A 24,695-nucleotide genomic window follows, 5' to 3' on the forward strand; every position below is an offset into this window, starting at 1 on the left:
CCAGAAGCCAGTACATCTATTGAGCAGCGGTTGCGTCGCACACTTGTACTGCAACAAGTTTATTGAGCAATGAAGAAACAAATCATCATCATTCTATCCATCGTGCTATCACTTACGCATTCGTTCGCACAAAAGCCCGTGCGATTAATCACACTCGACCCGGGACATTTTCATGCGGCGCTTGTGCAAAAAAGCATGTATGCCGATGTTGACCCAACCGTGCACGTATACGCACCTGCAGGCCCCGATCTGCAAGCGCATCTTGATCGCATCAAAGCATACAATTCACGAAGCGAATCGCCAACGAAGTGGAAAGAAGTCATTTACACAGGCGACAACTTTTTTGAAAAGATGTTGGCCGAAAAAAAAGGAAACGTGGTTGTACTAAGCGGCAACAACCAAAAGAAAGCCGAATACATTTTAAAATCCTTGCAAGGTGGCTTTAACGTGTTAGCGGATAAACCGATGGCCATTGATGAAAAAGGCTTCGAACAATTAAAGCAGGCATTTGCCGTAGCCGATAAAAAGGGCTTATTGCTCTACGACATCATGACCGAACGCTTTGAGATCACTTCTGTTTTGATGCGTGAGTTAGCGATGATGCCCGATCTCTTCGGCACACTGCAAAACGGCACTGCGGCCGATCCGGCCGTTGTAAAAGAAAGCGTTCACTACTTCTATAAATACGTTTCGAGTTCAGTGTTAACGCGGCCGCAATGGTTTTTCGACGTATCGCAGCAAGGGAATGGCATTGCCGATGTGATGACGCATATCGTGGACTTGGCGCAATGGGAATGCTTCCCCGACCAAGCCATTGATTATACAAAAGACATTCAGTTGTTATCTGCCAGACGTTCGACAACTCCCTTATCATTAACTCAATTCAAAACACTAACGAAGACAGATGCCTTTCCCGATTATTTAAAAAATGCAATTACAAATGATACTTTGTTGAACGTTTACTCCAACGGTGAAATTCATTATCGGCTTCGGGGCGTGTTTGTAAAAACATCCGTAGTTTGGAACTACGCCGCACCCGAAGGCAGTGGCGACCAATACACGGCCATGATGCGCGGCACAAAAACAACGCTGTTCATCAAGCAGGGCGCAGAAGAAGGATACAAACCAACCTTGTTCATTCAACCCTTTCCCACCACACGCAAAGCCGATATTGAAGAAGCCTTCAAAAAGCTACAAACAAACTATCCTGGCGTTGAATTGAAGAAAGTTGCGAATGGTTGGCAAGTCGTTATTCCCGACAAATACAAAGAAGGCCACGAAGAACATTTTGCCCGCGTTACGCAAAATTTCTTGAGCTTTTTGAAGAATCACAACATGCCCGGATGGGAAGTGCCCAACATGCTGGCAAAATATTACACGACTACAAAAGCATTATCAATGGCGATGAAAGCCAAGCCATAAGATTTCGAAATACCCTTAACCCATGCAAATGACAAGAGTAACCCTCATCCTTGCTTTTCTTTTTCTTGCATCCATTCTCCACGCTCAAGTGCGGCTGCCGCACATTCTTCGCGACAGCATGATATTGCAGCGTGAGGCCAAGTTGAAGATTTGGGGTTGGGGTGCACCCGGTGAAAAAGTAACCGTCAAATTGAACGGCAAAACAGCAAAAACAACAACGGACAGTGATGGTAAATGGCTCGTTCAATTGCCACCCATGAAAGCTGGCGGTCCTTATACGCTGAACATCGACGCCAGCAATCACCTTGTTCTGAAAGACGTGTTGATTGGCGACGTGTGGTTTTGCGCCGGACAATCAAATATGGTGCACCAGATGGCGTTACACGCCGTGCGTTATGCTGACGAAATTGCGAAAGCGAATTATCCTGAAATAAGACAGTTTTGGGTTCCAAACGTTACCAACATGCAAGCACCGCAGAACGACGTTCCGTTTGGGGCCTGGAAAGCCGCTAATCCAACAGACGTCCTGGATTTTTCTGCCGTGGCTTACTTCTTCGCAAAGAAGCTTTACGAAAAATATCACGTTCCCATCGGCATTATCAACGCGAGTTGGGGCGGCGTACCTATTGAATCCATGATGAGCGAGGAGGCACTGAAAGACTTTCCAACTATTTTGAGTACTGCTCAAAAAAATAAAGACACGGCTTACATCAACGGCCTTAATCGAAGAGGTTTTTCAGGACCAAGAGCGCCGCGTCCCCAAGACAAAGGGCTCACCGAGGCATGGTTCAATCCATCGTACGTTTCGAAAGGCTGGCGCAATATCAACATTCCCGGTTATTGGGAAGATCAGGGCATTAAGGATTTGGACGGCGTGGTTTGGTATCGCAGGGAGATTGACGTTCCGGCTTCGATGACAAACGTTCCGGCGAAAGTTTTTTTAGGAAGAATCGTTGATGCCGATGTTTTGTACATCAACGGCAGGCAAGTTGGTGCTACAACGTACATGTATCCGCAACGGCGTTATCAAATTCCTGTCGGAACGTTGAAGCCCGGTAAAAATCTTTTCGTTATTCGCGTGACGAACAACTTTGGAAAAGGCGGTTTTGTTCCCGACAAACCTTATCAATTAATTGCCAACAATGACACGGTTGATTTAAAAGGATATTGGCAATACAAAGTAGGACAGGTAAATGTTCCGCTGCGTGGCTTTGGCGGCGGGGGTGGAGGCATTGCCGCGCAGAACCAGCCAACGGCTTTGTACAACACGATGATTGCACCGTTGATCAATTATGCTGCGAAAGGTTTTGTTTGGTATCAAGGCGAATCAAATACGGGCCGCGCCGATGAATACGCAAGGTTGCAACCCGCTATGATCACCGATTGGCGGGCCAAATGGGGTGAAGCAACTGCTCCGTTTTTGTTTGTGCAATTGCCCGGCTTTATGGAATACAATTACCTGCCAACAGAAAGCCAATGGGCCGCGTTTCGCGAAGCGCAAACAAAATCACTATCTGTTCCGAATACTGCGATGGCTGTGGCCATTGATTTGGGCGAATGGAACGACATTCATCCCGACAGAAAAAAAGACGTCGGTGATCGGTTGGCAGTAGCCGCAGAAAAACTTGCCTACGGCGACAAAAACGTTGTTGCTTCCGGCCCACTTTATGGCTCGTCACAAGTTGACGGAAATAAAATCATTGTTACGTTCAACAACGTTGGAAGTGGTCTAACAACAAACGATGATGAAGCGCCGGCGGAGTTTGCCATTGCCGGTACTGATAAAAAATTTGTGTGGGCAAAAACAAAAATCGAAGACGACAAAATTGTTGTTTGGAGTGACGATGTGCAAAACCCAATGTATGTGCGTTATGCCTGGGCCGATGATCCTGTCAATCCAAACCTGTACAACAAAGATGGCTTGCCCGCTTCGCCGTTTAGAACCGACAAATGAATTGCATGAAAAAGATTGCTTCCACGCTTTCTGTTTTTCTTTTTGCTTCCATGCTTGTGCGCTCACAAACGCAAACGAGTTGGAACGGTAAATCCTGCGCGGTTGTTTTGACTTATGACGACGGATTGAATGTTGATCTCACCAATGTTGTTCCCGCCCTTGACTCCGTTGGCTTGAAAGGCACGTTCTATATCTCTGATTATTTCAACGGATTGAATGCGCAAATACCCGGTTGGCGCAAGGCTGCTATAAAAGGACACGAACTCGCCAACCACACCGTGTGGCACGCTTGCGAAGGCGGCCGCGCCGGACGAGAGTTTGTAAAAGAGTACGACTTGCGTTTTTATACTGTCAAACGAATGGTGGACGAAACAAGGGCAATGAACAACATCCTGAAAGCCATTGACGGCAAGAACGAGCGAACCTTCGCCTATCCCTGCGGCGATGAGAAAATACACGACACGGCTTACATTGATTATTTAAAGAATGATGTCATTGCGGCAAGAGGCGTTCGCCCTGAAATGCTTACGGTTGATAGAGTAAACTTGTATGACATCGGTTGCTACATGATTAACGGACAATCGGGTGAACAGTTAATTGAGTTAGCAAAAGAGGCAATGCAAAAACACGCCTTGCTTGTTTTTCTTTTTCACGGCGTAGGCGGCGAACACGCACTAAACGTTTCGCTCACGGCACATCACCAGCTTTTGCAGTTTTTAAAGAACAATCAAAAAAACATTTGGGTAGCGCCAATGCTCGACGTTGCCAAATACATCAAAAGCCATCAACCGCAGAAATCATCGCATGAAAAAATTTAGTCGCTTCATTCTTATTCTTTTTCTCTGCAACAGCACACATGCACAATTCCGCATGACGCGTGCCGACAGTCTGCGCACAGACAGCATCAACAAGGCTACGCAAGCCGATTACAAAAGCATGTTGCAACAGTTAAACATCACGTCAACGAGACCCGGGCCTTCGGGCAATCCGCAAGCCGTGAACGCTGCTAACATTGACGAAGCAAAAGCTTCGCCTTATACAAGTTTGCCCGACCCGCTAACCTTAAAGAACGGACATAAAGTAACGGATGCAAAAACCTGGTGGAAGGAGCGTCGTCCGGAAATTGTCGAAGATTTTGACAGGGAAATTTATGGTCGCACACCGAAGAATTTGCCCGTTGTAAAATGGGAAGTAGCGGGTGTGTACAACGATTTAATTGGCAACTACCCGGCCATCACCAAACGTTTGATTGGGCACGTTGACAATTCATCGTATCCGCAAATCAACGTGGACATTCAACTCACGTTGACAACGCCTGCAAACGCAACAGGGCCTGTACCGGTAATGATGGAATTCGGCTTTCAGTTTCCGCCGGGTTTTCGAATGCCTAACACGGCCGGCAACGAGCCTTCGTGGCAAGAGCAGGTGTTGGCCAAAGGTTGGGGTTACGCCGTTCTTATTCCAACAAGTTACCAGGCTGATAACGGTGCGGGACTGACACAAGGCATTATTGGTTTGGTGAACAAAGGACAGCCGCGCAAACCCGATGATTGGGGTACCTTGAAAGCATGGGCCTGGGGCGCAAGCAAAGCCTTGGATTATTTTGAAACCGACAAAGCCGTAGATGCAAAACAAGTTGGCATTGAAGGTCTTTCGCGTTACGGCAAAGCCGCGTTGGTGGCAATGGCCTACGAACCGCGTTTTTCCGTTGGCTTCATTGGTTCTTCAGGCGCAGGCGGTGCAAAGATTTTGCGTCGTGTTTTTGGCGAACAAGTTGAGAACCTTGCATCATCCGGCGAATACCATTGGTTCTGCGGAAATTTTATCAAATACGCAGGTCCGTTAACGCCGGATGATTTGCCCGTTGATGCACATGAGTTAGTTACATTGTGTGCGCCACGGCCTGTGTTCATTTCTTCCGGTTCGCCAAAAGTTGAGGGCAATTGGGTGGATGCAAAAGGCATGTTTTTAGGAGGCGTGTATGCCGGTCCTGTTTATAAACTTTTGGGCAAGAAAGATTTGGGCACAACCGAAATGCCGCCGCAGGAAACGGCCTTAATAAACGGCGAGATTGCCTTTCGGCAACACGCAGGTGGGCACACCACGGGACCAAACTGGCCAACCTTTTTAAATTGGGCAGGCCGATACATTCATTCGAAAAGCAAGATTGAAACAAAGCAGCTTGCTTCCATCAAAGGATTGAAAGATTATTACAAAGATTACTTCCCCATTGGTGTTGCCGTTTCGCCAAGAGCATTAAAGACAGACGAAGCACAACTCATCGTGCAACAGTTCAACAGCGTCACACCGGAGAACGCAATGAAGATGGGTCCCATTCATCCAACCGAAAAAGAATACAATTGGAAAGATGCCGACAGCATCGTTGCTTTTGCTTTGCGAAATCACATGCACATTCGTGGGCACAACCTTGTCTGGCACAACCAGGCGCCGCGATGGATGTTTGTTGACAGCAGCGGCAACACGGTGAGCAAAGAAGTTTTGCTGCAACGTTTGCACGATCACATCACAACCGTTGTGAGCCGGTACAAGGGAAAAATTTATGCATGGGACGTGGCGAACGAAGTAATTTCCGACAAGTCCGATGAGTATTTGCGCCCTTCGCAATGGTTGAAAATCTGTGGCGAAGACTACATTGCCAAAGCCTTTCAATGGACACACGAAGCCGACCCAAATGCAATTTTATTTTACAACGATTACAACGAGATCAGCGCAACCAAACGCGAAAAAATTTTCCGGCTTGTCAAGAGTTTGAAAGACGCCGGCGTTCCCATCGGCGGTCTTGGCCTGCAGGCGCATTGGGCCGTTAACGAACCATCGCGAGCACAACTCGATTCAACCTTAAAACGCTTTTCGGAATTAGGCGTGAAGTTGCAAATCACCGAAATGGACATTTCTGTTTATCCTAAAGAGCACAATGCAAGAGAGCGAAGACCTGAAGATGCCAACACGGCTTTTACACCGGCGCGGGAAAAAGCGCAGGAAGAGAAATACAAAATGTGCTTTGAACTTTTTCGCAAATACAAAAACGCAATCAGCGGCGTAACGTTCTGGAACATCTCGGACCGCGACAGTTGGCTGGATAATTTCCCCGTGCAGGGACGAAAGGATTATCCCTTGCTTTTTGACAAAGACCTCAAACCAAAGAAAGCGTTTTGGGATGCCGTGAAATGGTGAAAACGCCATACGTAAGACGTGAAATTAGAATACAGGATTTGAACGAACCTTTAGTACAACAGTAATACGCTTTATTATGAGAAAGATGTTTTTTGCCTTTGCACTTCTTCTTGCAAAATTTTCTTTGGCACAAACGCAGTATCCGTTTCAAAACACATCACTATCGTTTGAAGCACGAGTCAATGATTTGGTGTCGCGGCTAACACTCGAAGAAAAAGTAGCGCAGATGCTCAACGCTGCGCCGGCTATTCCGCGCCTCGGTATTCCCGCTTATGATTGGTGGAACGAAGTGCTGCACGGCGTGGCACGAACGCCATATCATGTAACGGTTTACCCGCAAGCCATAGCCATGGCCGCAACCTTTGACACGGCTTCGATTAAATTGATGGCGACTTATTCGGCTGATGAAGGACGAGCCATCTTCAACAAATCAAACGGCGAAGGAAAAGCCGGGCAGCGTTACGTTGGCCTAACGTATTGGACGCCCAACATCAACATCTTTCGCGACCCGCGTTGGGGCCGCGGACAGGAAACTTACGGCGAGGATCCTTTCCTCACCGGCACAATGGGTGCGGCCTTTGTTCGCGGCTTGCAGGGCGATGATCCGAAATATTTAAAAGCGGCGGCTTGCGCCAAGCATTACGCGGTGCACAGCGGGCCCGAACCCACAAGGCATGTGGACAATGTCTCACCAAGTGATTACGATTTATGGAACACGTACCTGCCCGCGTTCAGGCAACTTGTAACGAAGGCAAACGTTGCCGGAGTGATGTGTGCGTACAATGCGTTTAAAACACAGCCTTGTTGCGGCAGCGATCAGTTGATGATTGACATTCTGCGCAATCAATGGAAGTTTAGCGGCTACGTTACATCCGACTGCGGCGCGATTGATGATTTTTTTGAACGCCACAAAACGCATCCCGATGCCGAATCTTCTGCTGCTGATGCAGTCTTTCACGGTACCGATGTGGAATGCGGAAACAGAACTTACAAAGCCTTGGTGCAAGCAGTGAAAGACGGAAAGATTTCTGAAAAACAAATTGATGTTTCGGTGAAGCGTTTGTTTACGATCCGCTTTCGTTTGGGCATGTTCGATCCATCATCAATGGTGAAGTATGCACAAACGCCGGAAAGCTTTTTGGAAAGCGCCGAACACAAAGCGCATTCGTTAAAGATGGCAAGACAATCCATTGTCTTGTTGAAGAACGAGAACAGCACACTCCCGCTAAAAAAGACAATTAAAAAGATCGTTGTGCTCGGACCAAATGCTGACAATGCAATTGCTGTTTTAGGAAACTACAACGGCACACCGTCAACCATTGTTACGGCCTTGCAAGGCATCAAAGACAAACTTGGAAGCGGCGCACAAGTTGTTTACGAAAAGGCCGTCAACTTTACCAACGACACTTTGTTGCAATACGCCAACATCAGCAACCAATATTCCTGGCAGGGACAGAAAGGTTTTTCCGCTGAATATTTTAACAACCGCGAATTAAAAGGCGAGCCTGTCGCCAAACGGATTGAGCCTTCTGTTGAACACGATTGGCAGGAAGGGCAGATTGTTGTTGACACCTTAAAGGCGTTGAATTTTTCCGCCCGCTATTCGACGGATTTTACAGCAACTGAAACGGGCGACATTACGTTTGAATTAGATGCTGATGACGGCTATCGTTTTCTGATTGATAGCAAAGAAGTGCTGAACGCATGGACACGCAACCGCTGGGGTGCACGAACCTACAAGCTCAACACGGAGAAAGGAAAAGTTTATCGTTTGGTTGTTGAATACTACCAGGCTGAAGGCAAAGCGGCCGTGCATTTGCGGGCCGGACAATTTGCCAAAACCGATTTCACCGCATTGGCCAACCGTGTGAAAGATGCCGATGCGATTGTCTTTGTCGGCGGCATTTCGCCGCAACTCGAAGGCGAAGAAATGCGGGTGGATTACCCGGGCTTTAACGGCGGCGACCGGACATCCATTATGCTGCCCACCGTGCAAACAGAATTGTTGAAAGCCCTCAAACAAACCGGCAAGCCCGTGGTGTTTGTGCTGATGACGGGCAGTGCGGTTGCCATGCCCTGGGAAGCCGAAAACGTTCCGGCTATTGTGAACGCGTGGTACGGCGGACAGTCGGCGGGAACGGCCATTGCCGACGTGTTGTTTGGCGATTACAATCCTTCGGGACGCTTGCCCGTTACTTTTTATAAAAGCGACAGCGACCTTCCCGATTTCAAAGACTATTCAATGAACAACAGAACCTATCGCTATTTCAAAGGCCAGGCGCTGTACGGCTTTGGTTACGGTTTGAGTTATACAAGCTTTCAATACGACAACCTGAAACTGCCCGCGAAAATTTCAAAAACAATGAACGTGGGCGTTCGTGTGGCCAATACCGGGAACAGAGACGGTGAAGAAGTCGTACAGTTGTATGTTTCGGGACAAGCGAAGAACGCACCGCTTCGTGCACTGAAAGGATTTCAGCGAATGTTTTTGAAAAAGGGCGAAAGCAAAACGGTTTCGTTTGCGCTTACAACCGATGACCTTTCGCTGCTGGACGACAAAGGCAAGGCAAAGCTTTTTAGTGGCAGGGTGATCATTTCCGTTGGTGGCTCACAACCTGATGCCGCAACGGTGAAGAGCAAAAAAACGGTGCAGGGATTTATTCAATTGTAAACGCAATTTTGAACTAAGCTTTCGCACTACTATCGGGCTTCTCTTGCGTCGCACTCTTGTGCGTTTTGCTCGCTATGCAGCAAAAGCAGCGGATACAAATTTGGCTTGATAACCAGCGGAAAGTTGTAGGAGGAGTAGCGTATATTAGCGTGTTGTACGCTATCATTCAACTTTCCTTATGCTTGACGAGTTAAGACGCATCACTTCCACAGAACCTTACAAGTCTTCTGGTGGCATGAAGGTTAAGGAAATTGCAATCCGACCCTGGGAGACGCCAGACACGACGATGGTTTTAGAAGTTTGGATAGACGAGGAGGAAAGCACGCCGGTTCAAACCTGGGAGTTGACGTGCACAGACCTTAGTCCCACGCAGAATTTTCCTCAATGTATCATTCCCAGAACGCAACTAAAGATATTTGAGGATCACCCTGCTCTTTGGCATTTGGACGATGAAGTGTTCTACACTATAACAAGCAAAGGGGATAACATACCGTCAATTATGGGAGAACTTTTCATAGCCCACGCAAAAGCCTGTGGTAATTGGGTTGACTTCCATTGGTTGTATGACGGTTTACCTGAAACAATGGAAACCTTGCGTGAGAACCAAATGGCGGTACCGTCTCGATTGAAAGAAACTTGCTTTGAAATCTTGGAACGCTACGGAGTGCAATACAAGGTTAACACCGTTCAAGACAATGAGAAAGGATACAAACTGCTTCTGTTCAGCAGCAATGACATTTGGCCCGACGATGAAAATTTTAAGCAATCGTACATCATCGCCAAAGAATTTGCAGAACGAAGAGTAAGCTGACAGCGTACAACATGCGTTTGCCAGTATACCGGCCGACAATAGTCACTCAACATTTGTTCTCTATTATGCATTTGAATAACTTACCGGAGCTGACGGAACTTGAACGCCGGTACATCGGCAAGCGCTAATACGTTAACTCTTCCTCAATCGAAATACACCCTTTCATCACCCATTATCATCTTCTGATAAACAATTTCAATCTGCGATTTTAAGATCCGCATCTCCGACAGCGGCGGCAAATCATCAATCGCAAAATAGCCAATGTCCAACACGTCAAAGCCTTTATAGAATTCTGTTGATAAAGCGGTGCAATAAAATACAAGCTTGAAAACGTAAAGCGATTCAGGTGGATGCGGGTGCTTTCGCTTGTCGAAAACGGCCAGCAATTTTTGCGGCTCCACATCAAGTCCTGTTTCTTCCTTGCATTCTTTGACGATGGTTTCGGAAGGACTAAAGCCAATCTCCGCCCAGCCGCCGGGCAAGGCCCAGCCGCCATCGTTTTGCTCCTTTACCAGTAAAATTTTTTTATCCCCGGAAAGAATTAAAGCACGGGTGTCAACCTTCGCAGTGGGATAATCTTTTACCAACGGAAAGGTTTCCGACAGCATGATTTTATCGTGGCCGCTAAGCTTGTGCAACAAACGAAAGCTGAGCTCCTGCAGTTCGAGGTAACGTTCTTTGTCGTAATCGTTGTTGGCATAAAGAAGGCCGATATCGGCGATTGCTTTTAACCGCTTGACGTCTTCCAAAAAGCTGTTGTCCTTCATGCGGGAAAGATAAGCGCCGAATTTTTCGCGACGCATTCTTTTCAGTACAGGAATTCATTCCCGACGTAACACCGCTTGCAAACAAGTTTTCACCAAACCGTAATTCTACGGCCAACTTGCGCTGTTCTACGCTTGGCGCAAATAAGGGATGCGCCTAACTTCGTATAACATCCAAATCCAATGTCTATGAACCGCATTTTTCAACCAACGGCTAACGCCTTGCTCTTTCGCCTTTCCGACGGCGCCGAACGCTACAAGTCCCGCGACGGCCGCTTTAAAGTTGTTTACCAAAAAAAGAAAGAGAAAATTTTTTCCACCTTGCTCGAAGCCTTCCTGTTTTACATCACGCTTGACGAAGAAGCTGCTTTGTTTGATGTGAGCAAAAGCACCACGCTGATTGAACGAAAGATCATGTTGTGCATGAACTGAGAACGACGGTGAACAATCAGCTTTCAGCTGAAAGCTGATTGTTCACATCACCCTTTCCGCGCCGATTGCAATTGACTCAACAACCGCCGGTTGTCATCGGCCAAGGTTTGGTAAGAATTTTTCAGCGATTTTTCGCTGGCCGATACTTTGTCAAAAGCCGCTTTCAGCGATTGGTATTTCTGCTGCCATTCGCCGCCGCTTGCAGCCTTGCCTGAGGTAGTTGCGTTTTGTGAAGCGGCTTCCTTTTGCTTTAGTTGTGTTTGCAGCGAGGCAATAAGTTTGTCCTTATCGGCCACCGCTTTTTGAAGCGCATCGCCGGAGCCGCTGGACGGCGTTGGATTCAATTGCGATTCCTTTTGCAAAGCCGTAATGGTCTCGTCTTTTTGTTGCAGCAAACGCTTCAACGATTCTACTTCTTCGCTGTTGGCCGTAGCGCTGTTCGAAGGCGAAGTATTGGCGTTGAACGCGGCTTTCGGCAATACCGTAATTCCGTTCAGCAGGTTCTCCTTCTCGTCGAGTTCTTTTCGAAAATTGCTTACTGCCAAATTCATGGCCGTCTTCTTTGGCCCTTCGTTTAAATACGCCGCTTGTTGATCAATGCTGTCAAGACTGCTGCGCAATGCACTTCTCGCTGCAAGCAGCGAAGTCATGTCGGGCTCTGTTCCCGCCTGCCGGCCTTTTACGTAAGCTTTGCTCAAAGTGCCAAGCGTTTCTGCTTTTGCGTGAAGTGCCGTGTCGAGTTGCATGAAATACTTTTCCGTTTCCGCTGTTTGCGGAGCTGCGCCGGGCGAATTTTTCGAGGATAGCTTTTGCCAGAAAGCGGTCGTTACCACAAAAGCCAACAAAAGGCTTAACGTGTAAATAACGGCAAACCGCAGTTTTGTTTTTTGTTGTTCCGCACGTGTTATCATACCAAAGAAATTTTATTCGTTTGCGTAAGCAATGGGCAAGCGCTCCGCCACAATCTCCGATCTTGCGCTGATGTTGTTTTCAGAAATGGTTTCTCCCGGCTGAAGATAGGTTTTCCAGAAACCGGGCTTCTTTGTATAAAACTGCCAGCTATACGAGCGGCCGTCTTCATCCAAAAAATAAGGCTGCCATTCTTCGCGGCTCCGGTCTTGTTTTACAGCGTAGAAAAAAGCGAGGCCAAGCGGCAGCGACAAAGGCACGGCAACGCTATATTCTTCCGGTATCTCATCGCCGTTCAGCACCACAATGCGCAACGGCTTTTTTTCGAGATAAGCAAAAGGCGCTTCCTCCGGAATTGCACTGTCGTATTGCCAAACGGGTTTTGGCGCAACGGCCAGTAAACGAAACAGGCGCCAGGCTTCTGCAACGGTGCAGGGCAAAAGAAAAGCACCCGCAAAAGCAAACAAGTCCGCAACGTTCAACGTCTTTGTTAAGTAGCATGCAAGGCCGGTAATCACCAAAAGAGCAAAGGCAAAGAACAAAGCCGTACGGAAGGCTTCACCCTTTGCAAAACTGCGCCGCCACTGTACGGCGATTGCGTAAACAAAACCCAGCAAAAGAAAGCCAATCAGTTGTAACAACGCAAGCGAACCGCTTTTGTAAAAGAGCGGGGCGCAACCCAGGGCCAAGCCGGCAACAAACAAAAGCAGCGGAAGAAAAAGATTCCCTTTCGCGGTTTGCACCGTTTCTTCTTCTGTACCGTCGGCATAAGGTTGTTCAACTGCTTGTTCGTTTGGATGCAACATTACCGGGTCGTTGTTTCAGGGGTGGATGATTTTAATTTCAGTTGCTCTTTGTTACGCACCACTACCGAAGGCGTATCGTCGCGCAACTCCAACACGCCGGTTACGCAAACATCCTGGTTCAGGAAAATTTTTTCCGGCGCGTCGCCAAATTTCAGGCGGTCTTCGGGCCCGATGATGACGTGCACAATTGGCTCACTGAAATCGGCCTGCAATTCCAACACCGCAATCCCTTTGTTTGAGGCGGCATTGTAACGGTAGTTGTACGTTTTGCTGCAAAACTGCACCGAATCGCCAATGTGCCCCGCCACGTCTTTAGCGTTTATCTGTTGCAAGAACTTCACCTTCGTTTCATTTTTTAATTCTTTCAAAAAAAGAGCACTTGCCTTTTGCAATTTGCCGGCGTATTCTTTCGGGATGCGCACCTCCGATGATTCTTTAAAACTGAACTTGCGAAGGCCCAGTAATTCGTTGCGGGTAAGGGCTTGCAAGGCCGCTTCGGTAATGCGATAGCGGTGCTTGTACGTGCTTTGCGGCACGCCAGGCTCAAAGGTTTGCAATCCGGTTGAGACAACACTTACCGAACTGTCGTTTGCAAAAAGAAAGAGGAGTTCGTTGCCTTCATCAACAGTGGTAGCGCCCCAACCCGCTCCTTTTAGTTCAACAAAAAGGTCCGGCGCAAGCGAAGAAAACGTAAGGGTTAATTTAGACGGAGAAGAAAGAAGCGTCAAGGGTTCCATCTCAATGCGCTGCTTTTTGAGAAAGACATCGTACTGCGCGAGTTTAACGCCCTGCGCGGCGCAGGCAAAGGGCAGGAAAAGAAAAAACAGGAACCGCTTCATTTCAGGTTTTTATTGTTTAGCAAGGTTTTTTCGCGAGGTAATGGATTAGCGCTTTTCAGGCATAAATTAAATGGCTTTGCAAAGAAGGTTGGATCGTGGCTTTGGAACGTTCAAAAGCAGGCACGCAACGCAAGATAACAAGCTCTCATTAATTGCAGTCCTAACTGAAAATAATAAAAATTTCCCGCGCTGCGTTACCGCGAATAATCGCGACTCATCCAGCCGGCAAGTTTTCTAAAAAAGGCGCTGTATTCCTGCACAAGATTTTCGCCCCAGCTAAAGTCATCTTTGTAAAGATTCAGGGCTTGTGCTAACAAATTGTACGCCGTTGCCGCTTCGGCTTCGTTGTAAAAAAGATTGACAAAGGCAACGGGCATTTCAGTTTTTAAACCCATGCCGTGTTGATAATAACGAAAAGGCAAAGGCACCCGTCCCGGTGCAAAATAGGCCGACGATTTTCCAACGAGATCAAAATAATCGGCGTAATAATTCAGCATGGCCGCAAGGCGTTTTTTTATTGCTATGATTGATTGCAGTGATAAAGGTATTTTTCGCCAGGCATTGGCTTCGCTTGAAAACAATTTTGCAACGAGGCTGTCTTCTTCAAGCCTTTTCAAGTGCCAGACAACTTTGATTTTTTCGTTCTGAAGCGGCAGGTATTGCGTTAAAAGCAATTCGCTGTCCTTCAAGTTTGTCAAAGCCGTGTTGAAGGGATTGAAGCCTTTACCCGCTTCACGGATCTTCAACAAACTGTCTTGCGAAATCATCCATTTGCCCGGCGGCTTTTCCAGGCTGTCAATTTCTTTGAAAGAACCGTTTGCGTCAAGCGTTATCAGTTTAAGTCCGTAAAGCGCAAGAATTGAATCCTGGTATTTTGCGTACACTTCGCGTTGATGCGCGGTAGTTAACCGGTGATCGGGATAAAGAATCAGCCAGTTGCCCGCAAGTGATTTTGCCAGGTCTTTTTCGGACGTGCCGCATGAAGAAAAAAAGGTGCAGAATAAGGTCAGGCAAAAAATGACCGGCTTTGCAATTCTCATAAAAACGAAAAATACAAAAGCGCAGGATTTGTGCAAGAAATTATCAAAGGAAACAAAGCAGTTCAACTGATGTTGTGCGTGAAAAGGCTTGTGCAAAAAAGAGTAGTATTGCAAACAGCCGTTTCTGCGATGCGGAGCGAAGGCTTAAACATCATCATGAAAATTTCTTTCTGGTCCATTGGAAAAGTACACGAAGCTTACGCGAAGGAAGGCATCGAAGAATTTACCAAACGTCTTTCAAAATATTTTACCGTGCAATGGAACATCATTGCACCGCCGAAAAACGCCGCCAACTTATCGGAAACGGATTTAAAAATCCGTGAAGCAGAACTCGTTTTAAACTTGTTGAAAGAAGGCGACTACTTGGTAGCGCTTGATGAAAGAGGAAAAGATTTTACATCAGAAGACTTGGCAAAGTTTATTCAGCAGCGGGCGAACGAAAGCACGAAAAACCTTGTGTTTTTAATCGGCGGTGCTTACGGTCTTGACGAAAAAGTTTTGAAAGCGGCAAAGCAGCAATGGTCGCTTTCGAAGCTTACGTTTCCGCATCAACTGGTGCGCTTGATTTTAGCCGAACAAGTTTACCGGGCCTGCACTATTTTGCAAAACGAAAAATATCATCACGGTTAGCGATTAGCAATCGGCAATCAGAAATCAGTCATTCGAAATTCATGCAACTTTCCATCACCATTATTCTCGTCATCATCACCGCGCTTGTTTCCATCAGCGGCTTTAGCAGTCAAAAAATCATTGACGATTTAATTTTTTATCCGCCTGCCGTTAGCCGCCGCGGACAGTGGTACCGCTTTTTCAGTTCGGGGCTGATACACGCCGATTACGGGCATCTTATTTTCAACATGCTGGCACTTTATCTTTTTGGGCGTTCGGTGGAAGATGCCTTTGTAGAATTGTTTGGCGATACGGGCCGTTACATTTATTTGGGCATGTACGTGTCGGCGCTGCTCGTGTCTTTGCTGCCCACATACTTTCGAAATAAAGACAGTTATCAGTACCGCAGCCTCGGCGCATCGGGGGCCGTGAGTGCCGTTATTTTTGCGGGCCTGATGTTATCGCCTGGAACCGAAGTCTATCTTTTCTTCGTTCCCATTCCCATTCCGGGTTTCATTTTTGCGCCGCTCTATTTGCTCGTCTCCTTTTATCTTGATCGTCGCGGCCGCGACAACATCAATCACTCGGCGCACATTTGGGGCTCCATTTACGGATTGGTGTTTGTCATTTTTGTTTCGCGGCTGGTGGGCTACAACGCTATCGAAGCCGCCATTGAGCACATCAAATTTTACATGAAACTTAAAGGCTGGACACACTGATTTGCAAAACTTCTTTTGTGCTGTCGGTAAGCTTAAAACGGTCGTCAATGCGGTGGCCAACGATCCATACAATGCGCTTGTGCGATTCAAGCACCCAAACTTTTTCCTTTTCGGTTTTGGAAAGTTTCTGATCAATGAAGAAGCGGGCCAGCTTCTTTTTTTTCTTCATGCCCAAGGGGTAGAAATAATCTCCGGCTTTCCATTTGCGCAGCACAAGCGGGAAAGCAATTTCTTTTGCGTCAAGTTGTGCAACGAGGGGTGAAGTGTCAAGCGAAAATTTTTCACGAGAGATGAACTTTAGTTTCAATTGACCGTTGCCGAAACGAGCAAGACTGTCTTCTTTTTCAATGACGATGATTTGCGCTGCAGTGTTTGTGGGTGCAATGATGAACCAGGCGCGGTGACGAATGATGCGGTACTCTTTGTTGGCAATGTATTTTCCCGATTCGGCCTTGGTAAGTTTCAGCACTTCGTCAACAGCGGTTTCACTGAAGCCAAAATCTTTGATGATTTCGTAAATGAGCGAGGTGTCTTTGTACTTCATCAGCTTCAGCACCGGAATGTGAATTTCTTCTCCTCTCACCTCGCAAACTTTCTTTTTCAAGTCAGCCATCAATTCTTTGTAAAGAAGATTCGTTTGTTGAAAGCGCTGAATGTTGTTCAACAAATTTTCATCTACTTGCGGAAAGACGCTTCGCAGTTGCGGAAGCAGTTCGTTGCGGAAAAAATTGCGGGTGTATTTGTTGGAAGCGTTGGACGAATCTTCCACCCATGATAAATTATTTTCCTTGGCAAAAGCTTCGATTTCTTTTCGTCGCATTTGCAACATCGGCCGCAGGCAATGCGCTTCTTTTTTTTCTTTGGGCATACCGGTTAAGCCTTCCAATCCTGTTCCGCGAAAAAAATTCATCAGCAATGTTTCAATGTTGTCATCGGCATGATGTGCAAGCAAGGTATAAGCAAAACCGCCTTCATTTCGCAACTCTTCAAACCAGTTGTAACGCAGTTCTCTTGCCGCTTCCTGAACAGACAACTTTCTTTCACTTGCATAAGAAACCGTGTCAAAGTTTTGTACAAAAACATCAACCGAATATTTTTCTGCAAGACTTTTTACAAAGGCTTCGTCGCGGTTGCTCTCCTCTCCTCTCAATCCAAAATTGCAATGCGCAATGGCAAAGTTCAATCCGGCCTGTTTGCTTAATTCGCAAAGCACAACAGAATCTATACCGCCGCTAACGGCAAGCAAAAATTTATCCTTCGCAAGCGAAAGATTTTTTTTCTTGAAAACACGGATAAAGGTTTCGAGCAAGAGAAAGTATTGGAGTTAATAAATCAAATCTTCGTGCGCTGCCTGCAACTCGTTATACGCATGATTGTCGTTTGCCGCTTTTGCCACCCTCATTCCTTTTTCGTAAACCGCAACGGCTTCATCACGTTTGCCGTTTCGTTCCAGCAACTTCGCCAAATGATAGTATGAGCCAACATAATTTTCATTCGTTGCCAAAAGCGTTTCGAACAAGGCCTTCGCCGCAGCATCATCGCCAAGTTTTACGTACTCGAGCGCCAATGCGTGCTGCAAAAAAGCGTCCGCCGTATTTTGCGCCAATAACTCTTTTAATTTTTGAATTCGTTCCGTCATTTTGATTCCGGTTTCCCGCACTTATATTTGCAAACAACAAACTTAGTTGCATAAGCAACTAATTAATTTACCCCTAAATTCGCGGTATGAAGATTTTGGTTTGCATCAGCAAAACCCCCGATACGACGGCAAAAATAGCCTTCACCGACAACAACACGAAGTTTGCCGAAGCCGGCGTGCAGTGGATCATCAATCCTTACGACGAATGGTACGCACTGGTTCGCGCCATTGAGTTAAAAGAAGCCGATGCTTCCACAACCATTCATCTTGCCACCGTTGGCGGCGCCGACGCAGAGCCAATCATTCGCAAAGCCTTGGCGCTTGGCGGCGACGAAGCTCACCGCGTCAACGCCGAGCCCACCGAAAGTTATTTTGTAGCCGCGCAACTGGCCGCAATCGCCAAAGGCTATGACCTCGTTTTACTGGGCAAAGAAACCATTGATTACAACGGCGGCGCGGTCGGCGGCATGTTGGCCGAGTTGCTTGACCTGCCTTACATCGCCAACGCTACAAACTTGCAAATTGCCGGCACAACGGCAACGGTAAAACGCGAAATTGAAGGCGGCGAAGAAACGATTGAAGTTGCATTGCCAGTTGTCATTAGTTGCCAGAAAGGAATGGCCGAAGCCCGCATTCCCAACATGCGCGGCATTATGGCTGCGCGAACAAAACCGCTGAAAGTTGTGGAGCCTGCGAACATCGAAGCGATGACGCAATACACATCCTTCCAATTACCACCCGCTAAGGCCGGCGTCAAGCTTGTGTCTCCCGACAACGTTGACGAACTCGTTCGCCTGCTGCACGAAGAAGCGAGAGCCATCTAAAATTCGGCAATCAGGCAATATGCCAATTAGCCAATGAAGTTCTTTTACAACACACATAGATTTTTGTAACCAACAACAGTGCTACTATACAGCTTTCGTTGCGTCGCACTCTTGTACGTTCGGTAAGTCTATTCAACAAACAACGACAGGTGGTTTCATGGTCACATTGTCGAATTGTCAAATTATCAAATTGATTTATGAGCGTTTTAATTTTTGTTGATCACCTCCACGGGCACATAAAAAAAGCCTCGCACGAAGCCCTGACTTACGGCGCCAAAATAGCCGAACAAACCGGCGACACCGCCGAAGCCGTTGTGCTCGGGAACGTAAGTGAAGATTTGGCCGCACTCGGACAACACGGCGTTAAAAAGGTACATCATGTGCAAAGCGATGCGTTGAACACATTCGACTCACAGGTTTATACGAAAGTCATTGCGCAAGTAGCCGAGCAATCAGGCGCGAAAGTGATTGTATTCTCCAACAACTCCAGCGGCAAGGCTTTAGCGCCGCGTGTGGCCGTTCGTTTAAAGGCGGGATTAGTTGCCGGCGCTACGGCACTACCCGACATCAGCAATGGCTTTGTGGTGCGCAAGGCCGTTTTCTCCGGTAAAGCTGTTGCCAACGTTGCCATTAAAACCGACGTGAAAGTGGTCTCGCTGAACGTAAACGCCTTCACCATTTCCACAAGCGAAGGCACAGCCGAAGTGGTTCCTTTCAACGCAACCGTTGATGCACCGAAAACAAAAATTGTCGGCTCAACAAAAACAAGCGGCAAGGTTTCGCTGACCGAAGCCGATGTGGTGGTAAGTGCTGGCCGCGGTTTGAAAGGCCCAGAGAACTGGAAGATGGTGGAAGACCTGGCTGACGAACTGGGCGCTGCGCTTGCGTGCAGCCGTCCCGTTGCCGATGCGCATTGGCGTCCGCACAACGAGCACGTTGGCCAAACCGGCATTGCCATTGCGCCCAATCTTTACATCGCCATCGGCATTAGCGGCGCCATTCAGCACTTGGCCGGCGTTAACCGCAGCAAGACGATAGTGGTCATCAACAAAGATCCTGAAGCGCCGTTTTTCAAAGCTGCCGATTACGGCATTGTGGGTGATGCATTTGAAGTGGTGCCGAAAATTACCGAAGCAGTGAAGAAAATAAAAGGTCACTAAGCAAGAACTTTTTTCAAAAGCGGAATGAATGCATCGTTCCGCTTTTTGTTTTCGAAATTCAGGGTTATGACTTGCGGAAAAGCAACAGCATACAATTTGCTGTCATAAATGATTCCTGCTTAATTTTGGCGCAATTTTGACACAGAGTAAGAGCCTGATATGAAAAAAATAGAACTGGAAATTGTGGCCCTTTCCCACAGCATTACGCAAACGCATTCGTATGCCGTGGTACTGGGCGAAGTGAACGGACTACGCCGATTGCCCATCGTCATCGGCGGCTTTGAAGCGCAGGCCATTGCGGTGGCGCTGGAAAAAATGCAGCCCAGCCGCCCGCTTACCCACGACCTGATGAAAAACTTCATGACGGCTTTCAACATCGAGCTTCACGAAATCATCATCTCCGATTTGCAGGAAGGCATTTTTTACTCCAAGCTCATTTGCTCCTCCGACCACGATACCATTGAAATTGACAGCCGAACCTCCGATGCGCTGGCGCTTGCGGTTCGCTTCGGTTGCCCGGTTTATACCTACGAACACATTTTGGAAAGCGCCGGCATTTTAATGGAAGACACCGGCGGCAAAGGCAAAAAGGGCCGCACCTCTACCATTACACAGCACGAAGAACAGCGCGGCGGCAAGGACGACCTCAAAACCATGTCGCTGGAAGATTTAAACACACTGCTCAACGAAGTGCTGGAGCAGGAAGATTACATACGTGCCATCGCCATCCGCGACGAGATCAACAGCCGGAACAAAGCCAGGTAATCGTTTGTAATTGGCGGTTTGTTGTTTGTGGTTTGCGAGACGAAAGCAAAGACTTCACTATCGTTTACTTTCTTTATTCAACAAGAGAAAATAATAAGCCAACCCCGCATAGCACGATAACTACAAACCACCAACGACAAACCATAAACCCTTGATCGTTTTTCCCAATTGCAAAATCAACCTTGGCCTGCACATTCTTCGCAAACGCGAAGACGGCTTTCACGATTTGGAAACGGTATTTTATCCAATTCCCTTGCAGGATGCGGTTGAAGTCATTCAACATCCGCAGCCAATAACCGATGTTGAATTCAGTTCTTCAGGATTAATAGTTGAAGGAAACCTTTCGGACAATATTTGCGTGAAAGCTTATCACCTTCTAAAAAAAGATTTTTCGCAATTGCCCCCTATAAAAATGCACTTGCACAAAACCATTCCGACGGGCGCAGGCCTTGGCGGCGGCAGTGCCGATGGTTCATTTACGTTGATGCTTTTGAATAAAAAATTCAACCTCGGTCTTGACGAAAAAGCACTGATTCATTATGCGCTGCAACTAGGTAGTGATTGTCCGTTTTTCATTCGCAACATGCCTTGTTATGCAACCGGCCGCGGAGAAAAGTTAGAGGCCATAACGGTTGATTTATCTGCGTACAAATTTGTGCTTGTCAACCCACAGATTCACGTCAATACGGGATGGGCGTTTTCACAAATCAAACCCAGCGCTGACAGAAGGTCCTTGAAAGAACTTATTTCGTTGCCGGTTGAAGAATGGAAAACAAGTCTGAAAAACGATTTTGAAGAAGCCGTGTTTGCGCAGCATCCGCAAATCAAACAATGCAAAGAAACACTTTACAATGGCGGTGCCGTTTATGCTTCAATGACGGGAAGCGGTTCTACTGTGTTTGGCATCTTTTTAAAAGACAGGGCCCTAGAGCTTAATTTCTCAAAAGACTATTTTGTGAAAATTCTTTAGCCTTACTTCCTCTTCTTTTGCAGCAGCGTACCTTTGCCGCCTGATGGAAATTTACAAGGACTTCTCTTTCGACTCAGCGCATTTTCTTCCGCATGTGCCCGAGGGCCACAAGTGTAAAAATATGCACGGTCACACGTACCGATTGCGTGTATTTGTAAAAGGCGAACGCCATCCGCACCTCGGCTGGATCATGGATTTTAAAGAACTCAAAGACATCATCAACCCGTTGATAGATCAACTCGATCACAAACTCATTAACGACATCAAAGGATTGGAAAATCCCACCGCTGAAAACATTACGGTTTGGATTTGGGACAACATTAAACCGCTTCTTTCCAATCTTAGCAAAATAGAATTGTACGAAACGCCCACGACAGGCGTGATCTATAACGGAGAATAAGAGGCGAGGTCGGAGGTCAGAGGTCGGAAGTAAGAAATCGGACATCTGACATCAGACTTCCGAATTCTTATTTCTGAAGCTCCAAAAGCAAGTCATTCAAATCAAGAGGTTCTGTTATCATCTGCAAATTTCCCTGCTCATCAAAGGGCCATTGATCTCTCGGCTTGTCCCAATACAACTCCACACCGTTTCCATCGGGATCGTTTAAATAAAGCGCTTCCGAAACACCGTGATCCGACGCGCCGGTCAACGTATAATTCGCATCGAGCAATCGCTTGAATATTTCCGCCAAATCTTTTCTCATAGGATATAAAATAGCCGTATGGAACAGCCCTGCCGAACGCACCGGCGCCGGCGCAGCGCCTTTGCTGTACCAGGTGTTTAAACCGATGTGATGATGGTAGCCGCCCGCCGACAAAAACACCGCACTCATTCCGTACCACTGCGTCACTTCAAAACCCAGCAAGTCGCGGTAAAAGGTTAAGGCTCTTTCAAGGTCGGCCACCTTTAAATGCACGTGACCAATTTTTGTTTCTACCGGAACTTTGTACATCCTTGTATAACTTTACCACAAGTTATGAAGCCTGTTTCGCTTTCTTTTCTCTCCCGCAACTTAGACCTGCTCAACCATTGAGTACGGCCGTTTCTTTCTCTATCTTTCCGTTACAATTCTTACTTCCGCCATCACTCATTATAAATCTTCTTTTATGCTTACGACACCCGTGGCACACGACACACAATACTATTTCGACCTTGAAGAGAAATTCGGCGCTCACAATTATCATCCCTTGCCCGTGGTTCTCGAACGCGGTCAGGGCGTTTTTCTTTGGGATGTAGAAGGCAAACGCTACTACGATTTTTTAAGCGGCTATTCAGCGGTGAACCAGGGCCATTGCCATCCAAAAATAATTGCTGCTTTAACGGAACAAGCGCAAATGCTTACGCTGACCAGCCGTGCCTTTTACAACAACCTGCTGGGAGAATACGAACGCTACATCACAAGGCTTTTTGATTACGACAAGGTGCTGCCCATGAACACCGGCGTGGAAGCCGTGGAAACGGCCATAAAGCTTGTGCGCCGCTGGGCGTACAAAGTGAAAGGCATCGAAGACGGCGCCGCAAAAATTCTGGTTTGCGAGAACAATTTTCACGGCCGCACGTCCACGGTAATTTCCTTCAGCAGCGACCCGTCGGCACGAACGGCTTTCGGTCCGTACATGCCGGGTTTTACTTCCGTCCGCTACAACGATTTACTGGCACTAAAAACGGCCTTGCGTGATGAAACCATTGCGGGCTTTTTGGTAGAACCCATTCAGGGTGAAGCCGGCGTGGTCGTTCCCGACGACGGCTATCTTGCCGAAGCCTATCGCTTGTGCCGCGAAGCCGACGTACTTTTTGTGGCCGATGAAATTCAAACGGGCCTGGGCCGAACGGGTAAAATGCTCGCCTGCGATTACGAAGATGTGCGTCCCGATATTTTAATTCTTGGTAAAGCCCTAAGCGGCGGCACGCTGCCTGTAAGTGCAGTTTTAGCCGACGATGAAATCATGCTCACCATCTGTCCCGGCGAACACGGTTCAACCTACGGTGGAAATCCGCTCGCCTGCAAAGTGGCCATGACGGCGCTGGATGTTTTGCAAGAAGAGAACATGATTCAAAATGCGGCCGAACTGGGTGCTTATTTTAGAGAAAGGTTACAAGCCCTGCGTTCGCCTTTCATCAAAAAAATTCGCGGCAAGGGTTTGCTGAACGCCATTGTGATTGAACACGTGAGCAAGGATGCGGGTTGGGACCTCTGTTTAGCGTTAAAAGAGGCCGGCCTGCTAGCCAAGCCCACGCACGGCGATAAAATACGCCTTGCTCCACCACTCATTATCACGAAGGAGCAACTGGATGAATGCGTTGACATCATCGGAAAAAGCCTCGGGGTATTAAAATGATAATGGCCTTTGTTGGCTATTGACCGACAACGACGTTGGTTCCCAACAACGAATAAAAATTAACGATCAACGAGATAAAACGAATGCATGGAAATACACCTTCATCACGAGGAGCATTTACAGAGCTCTGATTTTTTACGCGACGTTGTCATTGGCATGAGTGATGGACTGACGGTGCCTTTTGCACTTGCCGCAGGTTTAAGCGGCGCCGTTCACTCTACTTCCATTATCATTATTGCCGGCATTGCCGAAATCGCCGCCGGTTCAATTGCAATGGGACTTGGCGGATACTTAGCCGGCAAAACAGAACAAGATCATTACAACAGTGAATTGCGCAGAGAGTATTACGAAGTGGAGAACCTGCGCCACCGCGAAATAGAAGAAACAAGAGAGTTTTTCGCCGGCATTGGTCTTAGCAAAGAACTGCAGGAAAAAGCAACGGAAGAAATTGCAAGAGACAAAGACAAGTGGGTGCAGTTTATGATGAAGCACGAACTCGGTCTTGACGAACCCGATCCAAAGCGGGCGACAAAGTCGGCGTTCAACATTGGCGCGTCTTATGTCGTTGGGGGGCTTGTTCCGCTTTCGCCTTATTTTTTTCTTCATAAGCCGCTTTCGGCCCTGGAGGTTTCGGTAGGCGTAACCTTGCTTTGCCTTTTTGTTTTCGGATGGTTCAAGAGCCGGCTGACAGGCATCAATCCCTGGGCCGGCGCATTACGGGTAATGCTGATTGGTGCGTTTGCCGCGGCTGCGGCATTTGGTGTGGCAAAAATTTTTGAGAGTTAAACCTCTCAGCTTTTGCGCATAAAAATCCCGCCGCGCAAAC

24 protein-coding genes are annotated in these 24,695 nt (G+C 47.3%); 16 read left to right on the plus strand and 8 right to left on the minus strand.

All coding sequences use genetic code 11. The annotated features are described in order from the left end of the window. Positions 1–69: 69 nt before the first annotated feature. From FSB75_RS10725 to FSB75_RS10750, 6 genes are all read left to right on the plus strand, one after another. The gene (locus FSB75_RS10725; RefSeq protein WP_146786867.1) at positions 70–1,422 is read left to right on the plus strand and encodes a putative oxidoreductase C-terminal domain-containing protein; all 1,353 of its coding nucleotides are present in this window, start codon (positions 70–72) and stop codon (positions 1,420–1,422) included. A gap of 28 nt (positions 1,423–1,450) precedes the next feature. Continuing rightward, positions 1,451–3,376: a sialate O-acetylesterase gene (locus FSB75_RS10730; RefSeq protein WP_146786870.1), complete on the plus strand. Its 1,926-nt coding sequence runs from the start codon at positions 1,451–1,453 to the stop codon at positions 3,374–3,376. Between the two features lie 5 nt (positions 3,377–3,381). Further along, the gene (locus FSB75_RS10735) at positions 3,382–4,194 is read left to right on the plus strand and encodes a polysaccharide deacetylase family protein (RefSeq protein WP_146786873.1); all 813 of its coding nucleotides are present in this window, start codon (positions 3,382–3,384) and stop codon (positions 4,192–4,194) included. Beyond that, positions 4,181–6,571 carry an endo-1,4-beta-xylanase gene (locus FSB75_RS22045; protein WP_227990556.1) on the plus strand — a complete coding sequence of 797 codons (2,391 nt, stop codon included), beginning with the start codon at positions 4,181–4,183 and terminating at the stop codon, positions 6,569–6,571. Before FSB75_RS10735 ends, FSB75_RS22045 begins: the two co-directional genes overlap by 14 nt. 76 nt (positions 6,572–6,647) lie before the next feature. Beyond that, on the plus strand, positions 6,648–9,242 hold the full coding sequence (locus tag FSB75_RS10745) for a glycoside hydrolase family 3 C-terminal domain-containing protein (RefSeq protein ID WP_146786876.1): 2,595 nt from the start codon (positions 6,648–6,650) through the stop codon (positions 9,240–9,242). Positions 9,243–9,420: 178 nt separating this feature from the next. Continuing rightward, complete coding sequence (locus FSB75_RS10750; protein WP_146786878.1) at positions 9,421–10,053, plus strand: hypothetical protein; 633 nt, start codon at positions 9,421–9,423, stop codon at positions 10,051–10,053. A 143-nt stretch (positions 10,054–10,196) separates the two neighbouring features. On the opposite strand, the gene FSB75_RS10755 is transcribed toward FSB75_RS10750, so the two are convergent. Further along, on the minus strand, positions 10,197–10,856 hold the full coding sequence (locus tag FSB75_RS10755; protein ID WP_227990557.1) for an NUDIX hydrolase N-terminal domain-containing protein: 660 nt from the start codon (positions 10,854–10,856) through the stop codon (positions 10,197–10,199). Positions 10,857–11,006: 150 nt separating this feature from the next. On the opposite strand from FSB75_RS10755, the gene FSB75_RS10760 reads away from it, so the two are divergent. Beyond that, complete coding sequence (locus FSB75_RS10760; protein ID WP_146786881.1) at positions 11,007–11,249, plus strand: hypothetical protein; 243 nt, start codon at positions 11,007–11,009, stop codon at positions 11,247–11,249. A 47-nt stretch (positions 11,250–11,296) separates the two neighbouring features. Here the strand turns inward: FSB75_RS10760 and FSB75_RS10765 are convergent, their stop codons facing one another. The 4 genes from FSB75_RS10765 to FSB75_RS10780 form a co-directional block, all read right to left on the minus strand. Then, entirely contained in the window at positions 11,297–12,160 is an 864-nt protein-coding gene (locus tag FSB75_RS10765; protein WP_146786884.1) for a hypothetical protein, read from the minus strand. Positions 12,161–12,172: 12 nt separating this feature from the next. After that, entirely contained in the window at positions 12,173–12,964 is a 792-nt protein-coding gene (locus FSB75_RS10770) for a TssN family type VI secretion system protein (protein ID WP_146786887.1), read from the minus strand. After that, positions 12,964–13,803: a hypothetical protein gene (locus FSB75_RS10775; RefSeq protein ID WP_146786890.1), complete on the minus strand. Its 840-nt coding sequence runs from the start codon at positions 13,801–13,803 to the stop codon at positions 12,964–12,966. Before FSB75_RS10775 ends, FSB75_RS10770 begins: the two co-directional genes overlap by 1 nt. Before the next feature lie 194 nt (positions 13,804–13,997). Further along, positions 13,998–14,843 carry a hypothetical protein gene (locus tag FSB75_RS10780; RefSeq protein ID WP_146786894.1) on the minus strand — a complete coding sequence of 282 codons (846 nt, stop codon included), beginning with the start codon at positions 14,841–14,843 and terminating at the stop codon, positions 13,998–14,000. 30 nt (positions 14,844–14,873) lie between these two features. On the opposite strand from FSB75_RS10780, the gene FSB75_RS10785 reads away from it, so the two are divergent. Together FSB75_RS10785 and FSB75_RS10790 are read left to right on the plus strand one after the other, a co-directional pair. Continuing rightward, a complete protein-coding gene (locus tag FSB75_RS10785) occupies positions 14,874–15,473 on the plus strand; it encodes a 23S rRNA (pseudouridine(1915)-N(3))-methyltransferase RlmH (protein WP_227990558.1) in 600 nt (199 codons plus the stop codon). Positions 15,474–15,514: 41 nt separating this feature from the next. Beyond that, entirely contained in the window at positions 15,515–16,171 is a 657-nt protein-coding gene (locus FSB75_RS10790; protein ID WP_146786897.1) for a rhomboid family intramembrane serine protease, read from the plus strand. Here the strand turns inward: FSB75_RS10790 and tilS are convergent. Together tilS and FSB75_RS10800 are read right to left on the minus strand one after the other, a co-directional pair. After that, positions 16,152–17,480, minus strand: coding sequence for a tRNA lysidine(34) synthetase TilS (gene tilS, locus FSB75_RS10795; RefSeq protein ID WP_146786902.1), 1,329 nt, complete (start codon positions 17,478–17,480; stop codon positions 16,152–16,154). The two genes, FSB75_RS10790 and tilS, sit on opposite strands and share 20 nt — an antisense overlap. Positions 17,481–17,495: 15 nt before the next feature. Then, positions 17,496–17,810 (minus strand): tetratricopeptide repeat protein, encoded by a 315-nt coding sequence (locus FSB75_RS10800; protein WP_146786905.1) that lies wholly within the window; start codon positions 17,808–17,810, stop codon positions 17,496–17,498. Positions 17,811–17,896: 86 nt separating this feature from the next. Between FSB75_RS10800 and FSB75_RS10805 the strand changes: the two genes are divergently transcribed. The 5 genes from FSB75_RS10805 to queD all read left to right on the plus strand — a co-directional run bounded on the left by FSB75_RS10805 (position 17,897) and on the right by queD (position 21,929). Continuing rightward, on the plus strand, positions 17,897–18,634 hold the full coding sequence (locus FSB75_RS10805; RefSeq protein WP_146786908.1) for an electron transfer flavoprotein subunit beta/FixA family protein: 738 nt from the start codon (positions 17,897–17,899) through the stop codon (positions 18,632–18,634). Between the two features lie 197 nt (positions 18,635–18,831). Next, on the plus strand, positions 18,832–19,794 hold the full coding sequence (locus tag FSB75_RS10810) for an electron transfer flavoprotein subunit alpha/FixB family protein (protein ID WP_146786911.1): 963 nt from the start codon (positions 18,832–18,834) through the stop codon (positions 19,792–19,794). Between the two features lie 159 nt (positions 19,795–19,953). Next, a complete protein-coding gene (locus FSB75_RS10815; RefSeq protein ID WP_146786914.1) occupies positions 19,954–20,559 on the plus strand; it encodes a bifunctional nuclease family protein in 606 nt (201 codons plus the stop codon). Positions 20,560–20,710: 151 nt separating this feature from the next. Then, complete coding sequence (gene ispE, locus FSB75_RS10820) at positions 20,711–21,529, plus strand: 4-(cytidine 5'-diphospho)-2-C-methyl-D-erythritol kinase (RefSeq protein WP_146786917.1); 819 nt, start codon at positions 20,711–20,713, stop codon at positions 21,527–21,529. A 43-nt stretch (positions 21,530–21,572) separates the two neighbouring features. Beyond that, complete coding sequence (queD, locus tag FSB75_RS10825) at positions 21,573–21,929, plus strand: 6-carboxytetrahydropterin synthase QueD (RefSeq protein ID WP_146786920.1); 357 nt, start codon at positions 21,573–21,575, stop codon at positions 21,927–21,929. 67 nt (positions 21,930–21,996) lie between these two features. Here the strand turns inward: queD and FSB75_RS10830 are convergent, their stop codons facing one another. Beyond that, the gene (locus FSB75_RS10830; protein WP_146786923.1) at positions 21,997–22,482 is read right to left on the minus strand and encodes a VOC family protein; all 486 of its coding nucleotides are present in this window, start codon (positions 22,480–22,482) and stop codon (positions 21,997–21,999) included. A 154-nt stretch (positions 22,483–22,636) separates the two neighbouring features. Between FSB75_RS10830 and rocD the strand changes: the two genes are divergently transcribed. Both rocD and FSB75_RS10840 read left to right on the plus strand, forming a co-directional pair. Further along, positions 22,637–23,869, plus strand: coding sequence for an ornithine--oxo-acid transaminase (rocD, locus tag FSB75_RS10835; protein WP_146786926.1), 1,233 nt, complete (start codon positions 22,637–22,639; stop codon positions 23,867–23,869). A gap of 87 nt (positions 23,870–23,956) precedes the next feature. Then, positions 23,957–24,655, plus strand: coding sequence for a VIT1/CCC1 transporter family protein (locus FSB75_RS10840; protein ID WP_146786929.1), 699 nt, complete (start codon positions 23,957–23,959; stop codon positions 24,653–24,655). Positions 24,656–24,695 lie beyond the last annotated feature (40 nt).

It is taken from the genome of Flavisolibacter ginsenosidimutans (assembly GCF_007970805.1).
GTDB classification, from domain to species: Bacteria; Bacteroidota; Bacteroidia; order Chitinophagales; family Chitinophagaceae; genus Flavisolibacter; species Flavisolibacter ginsenosidimutans.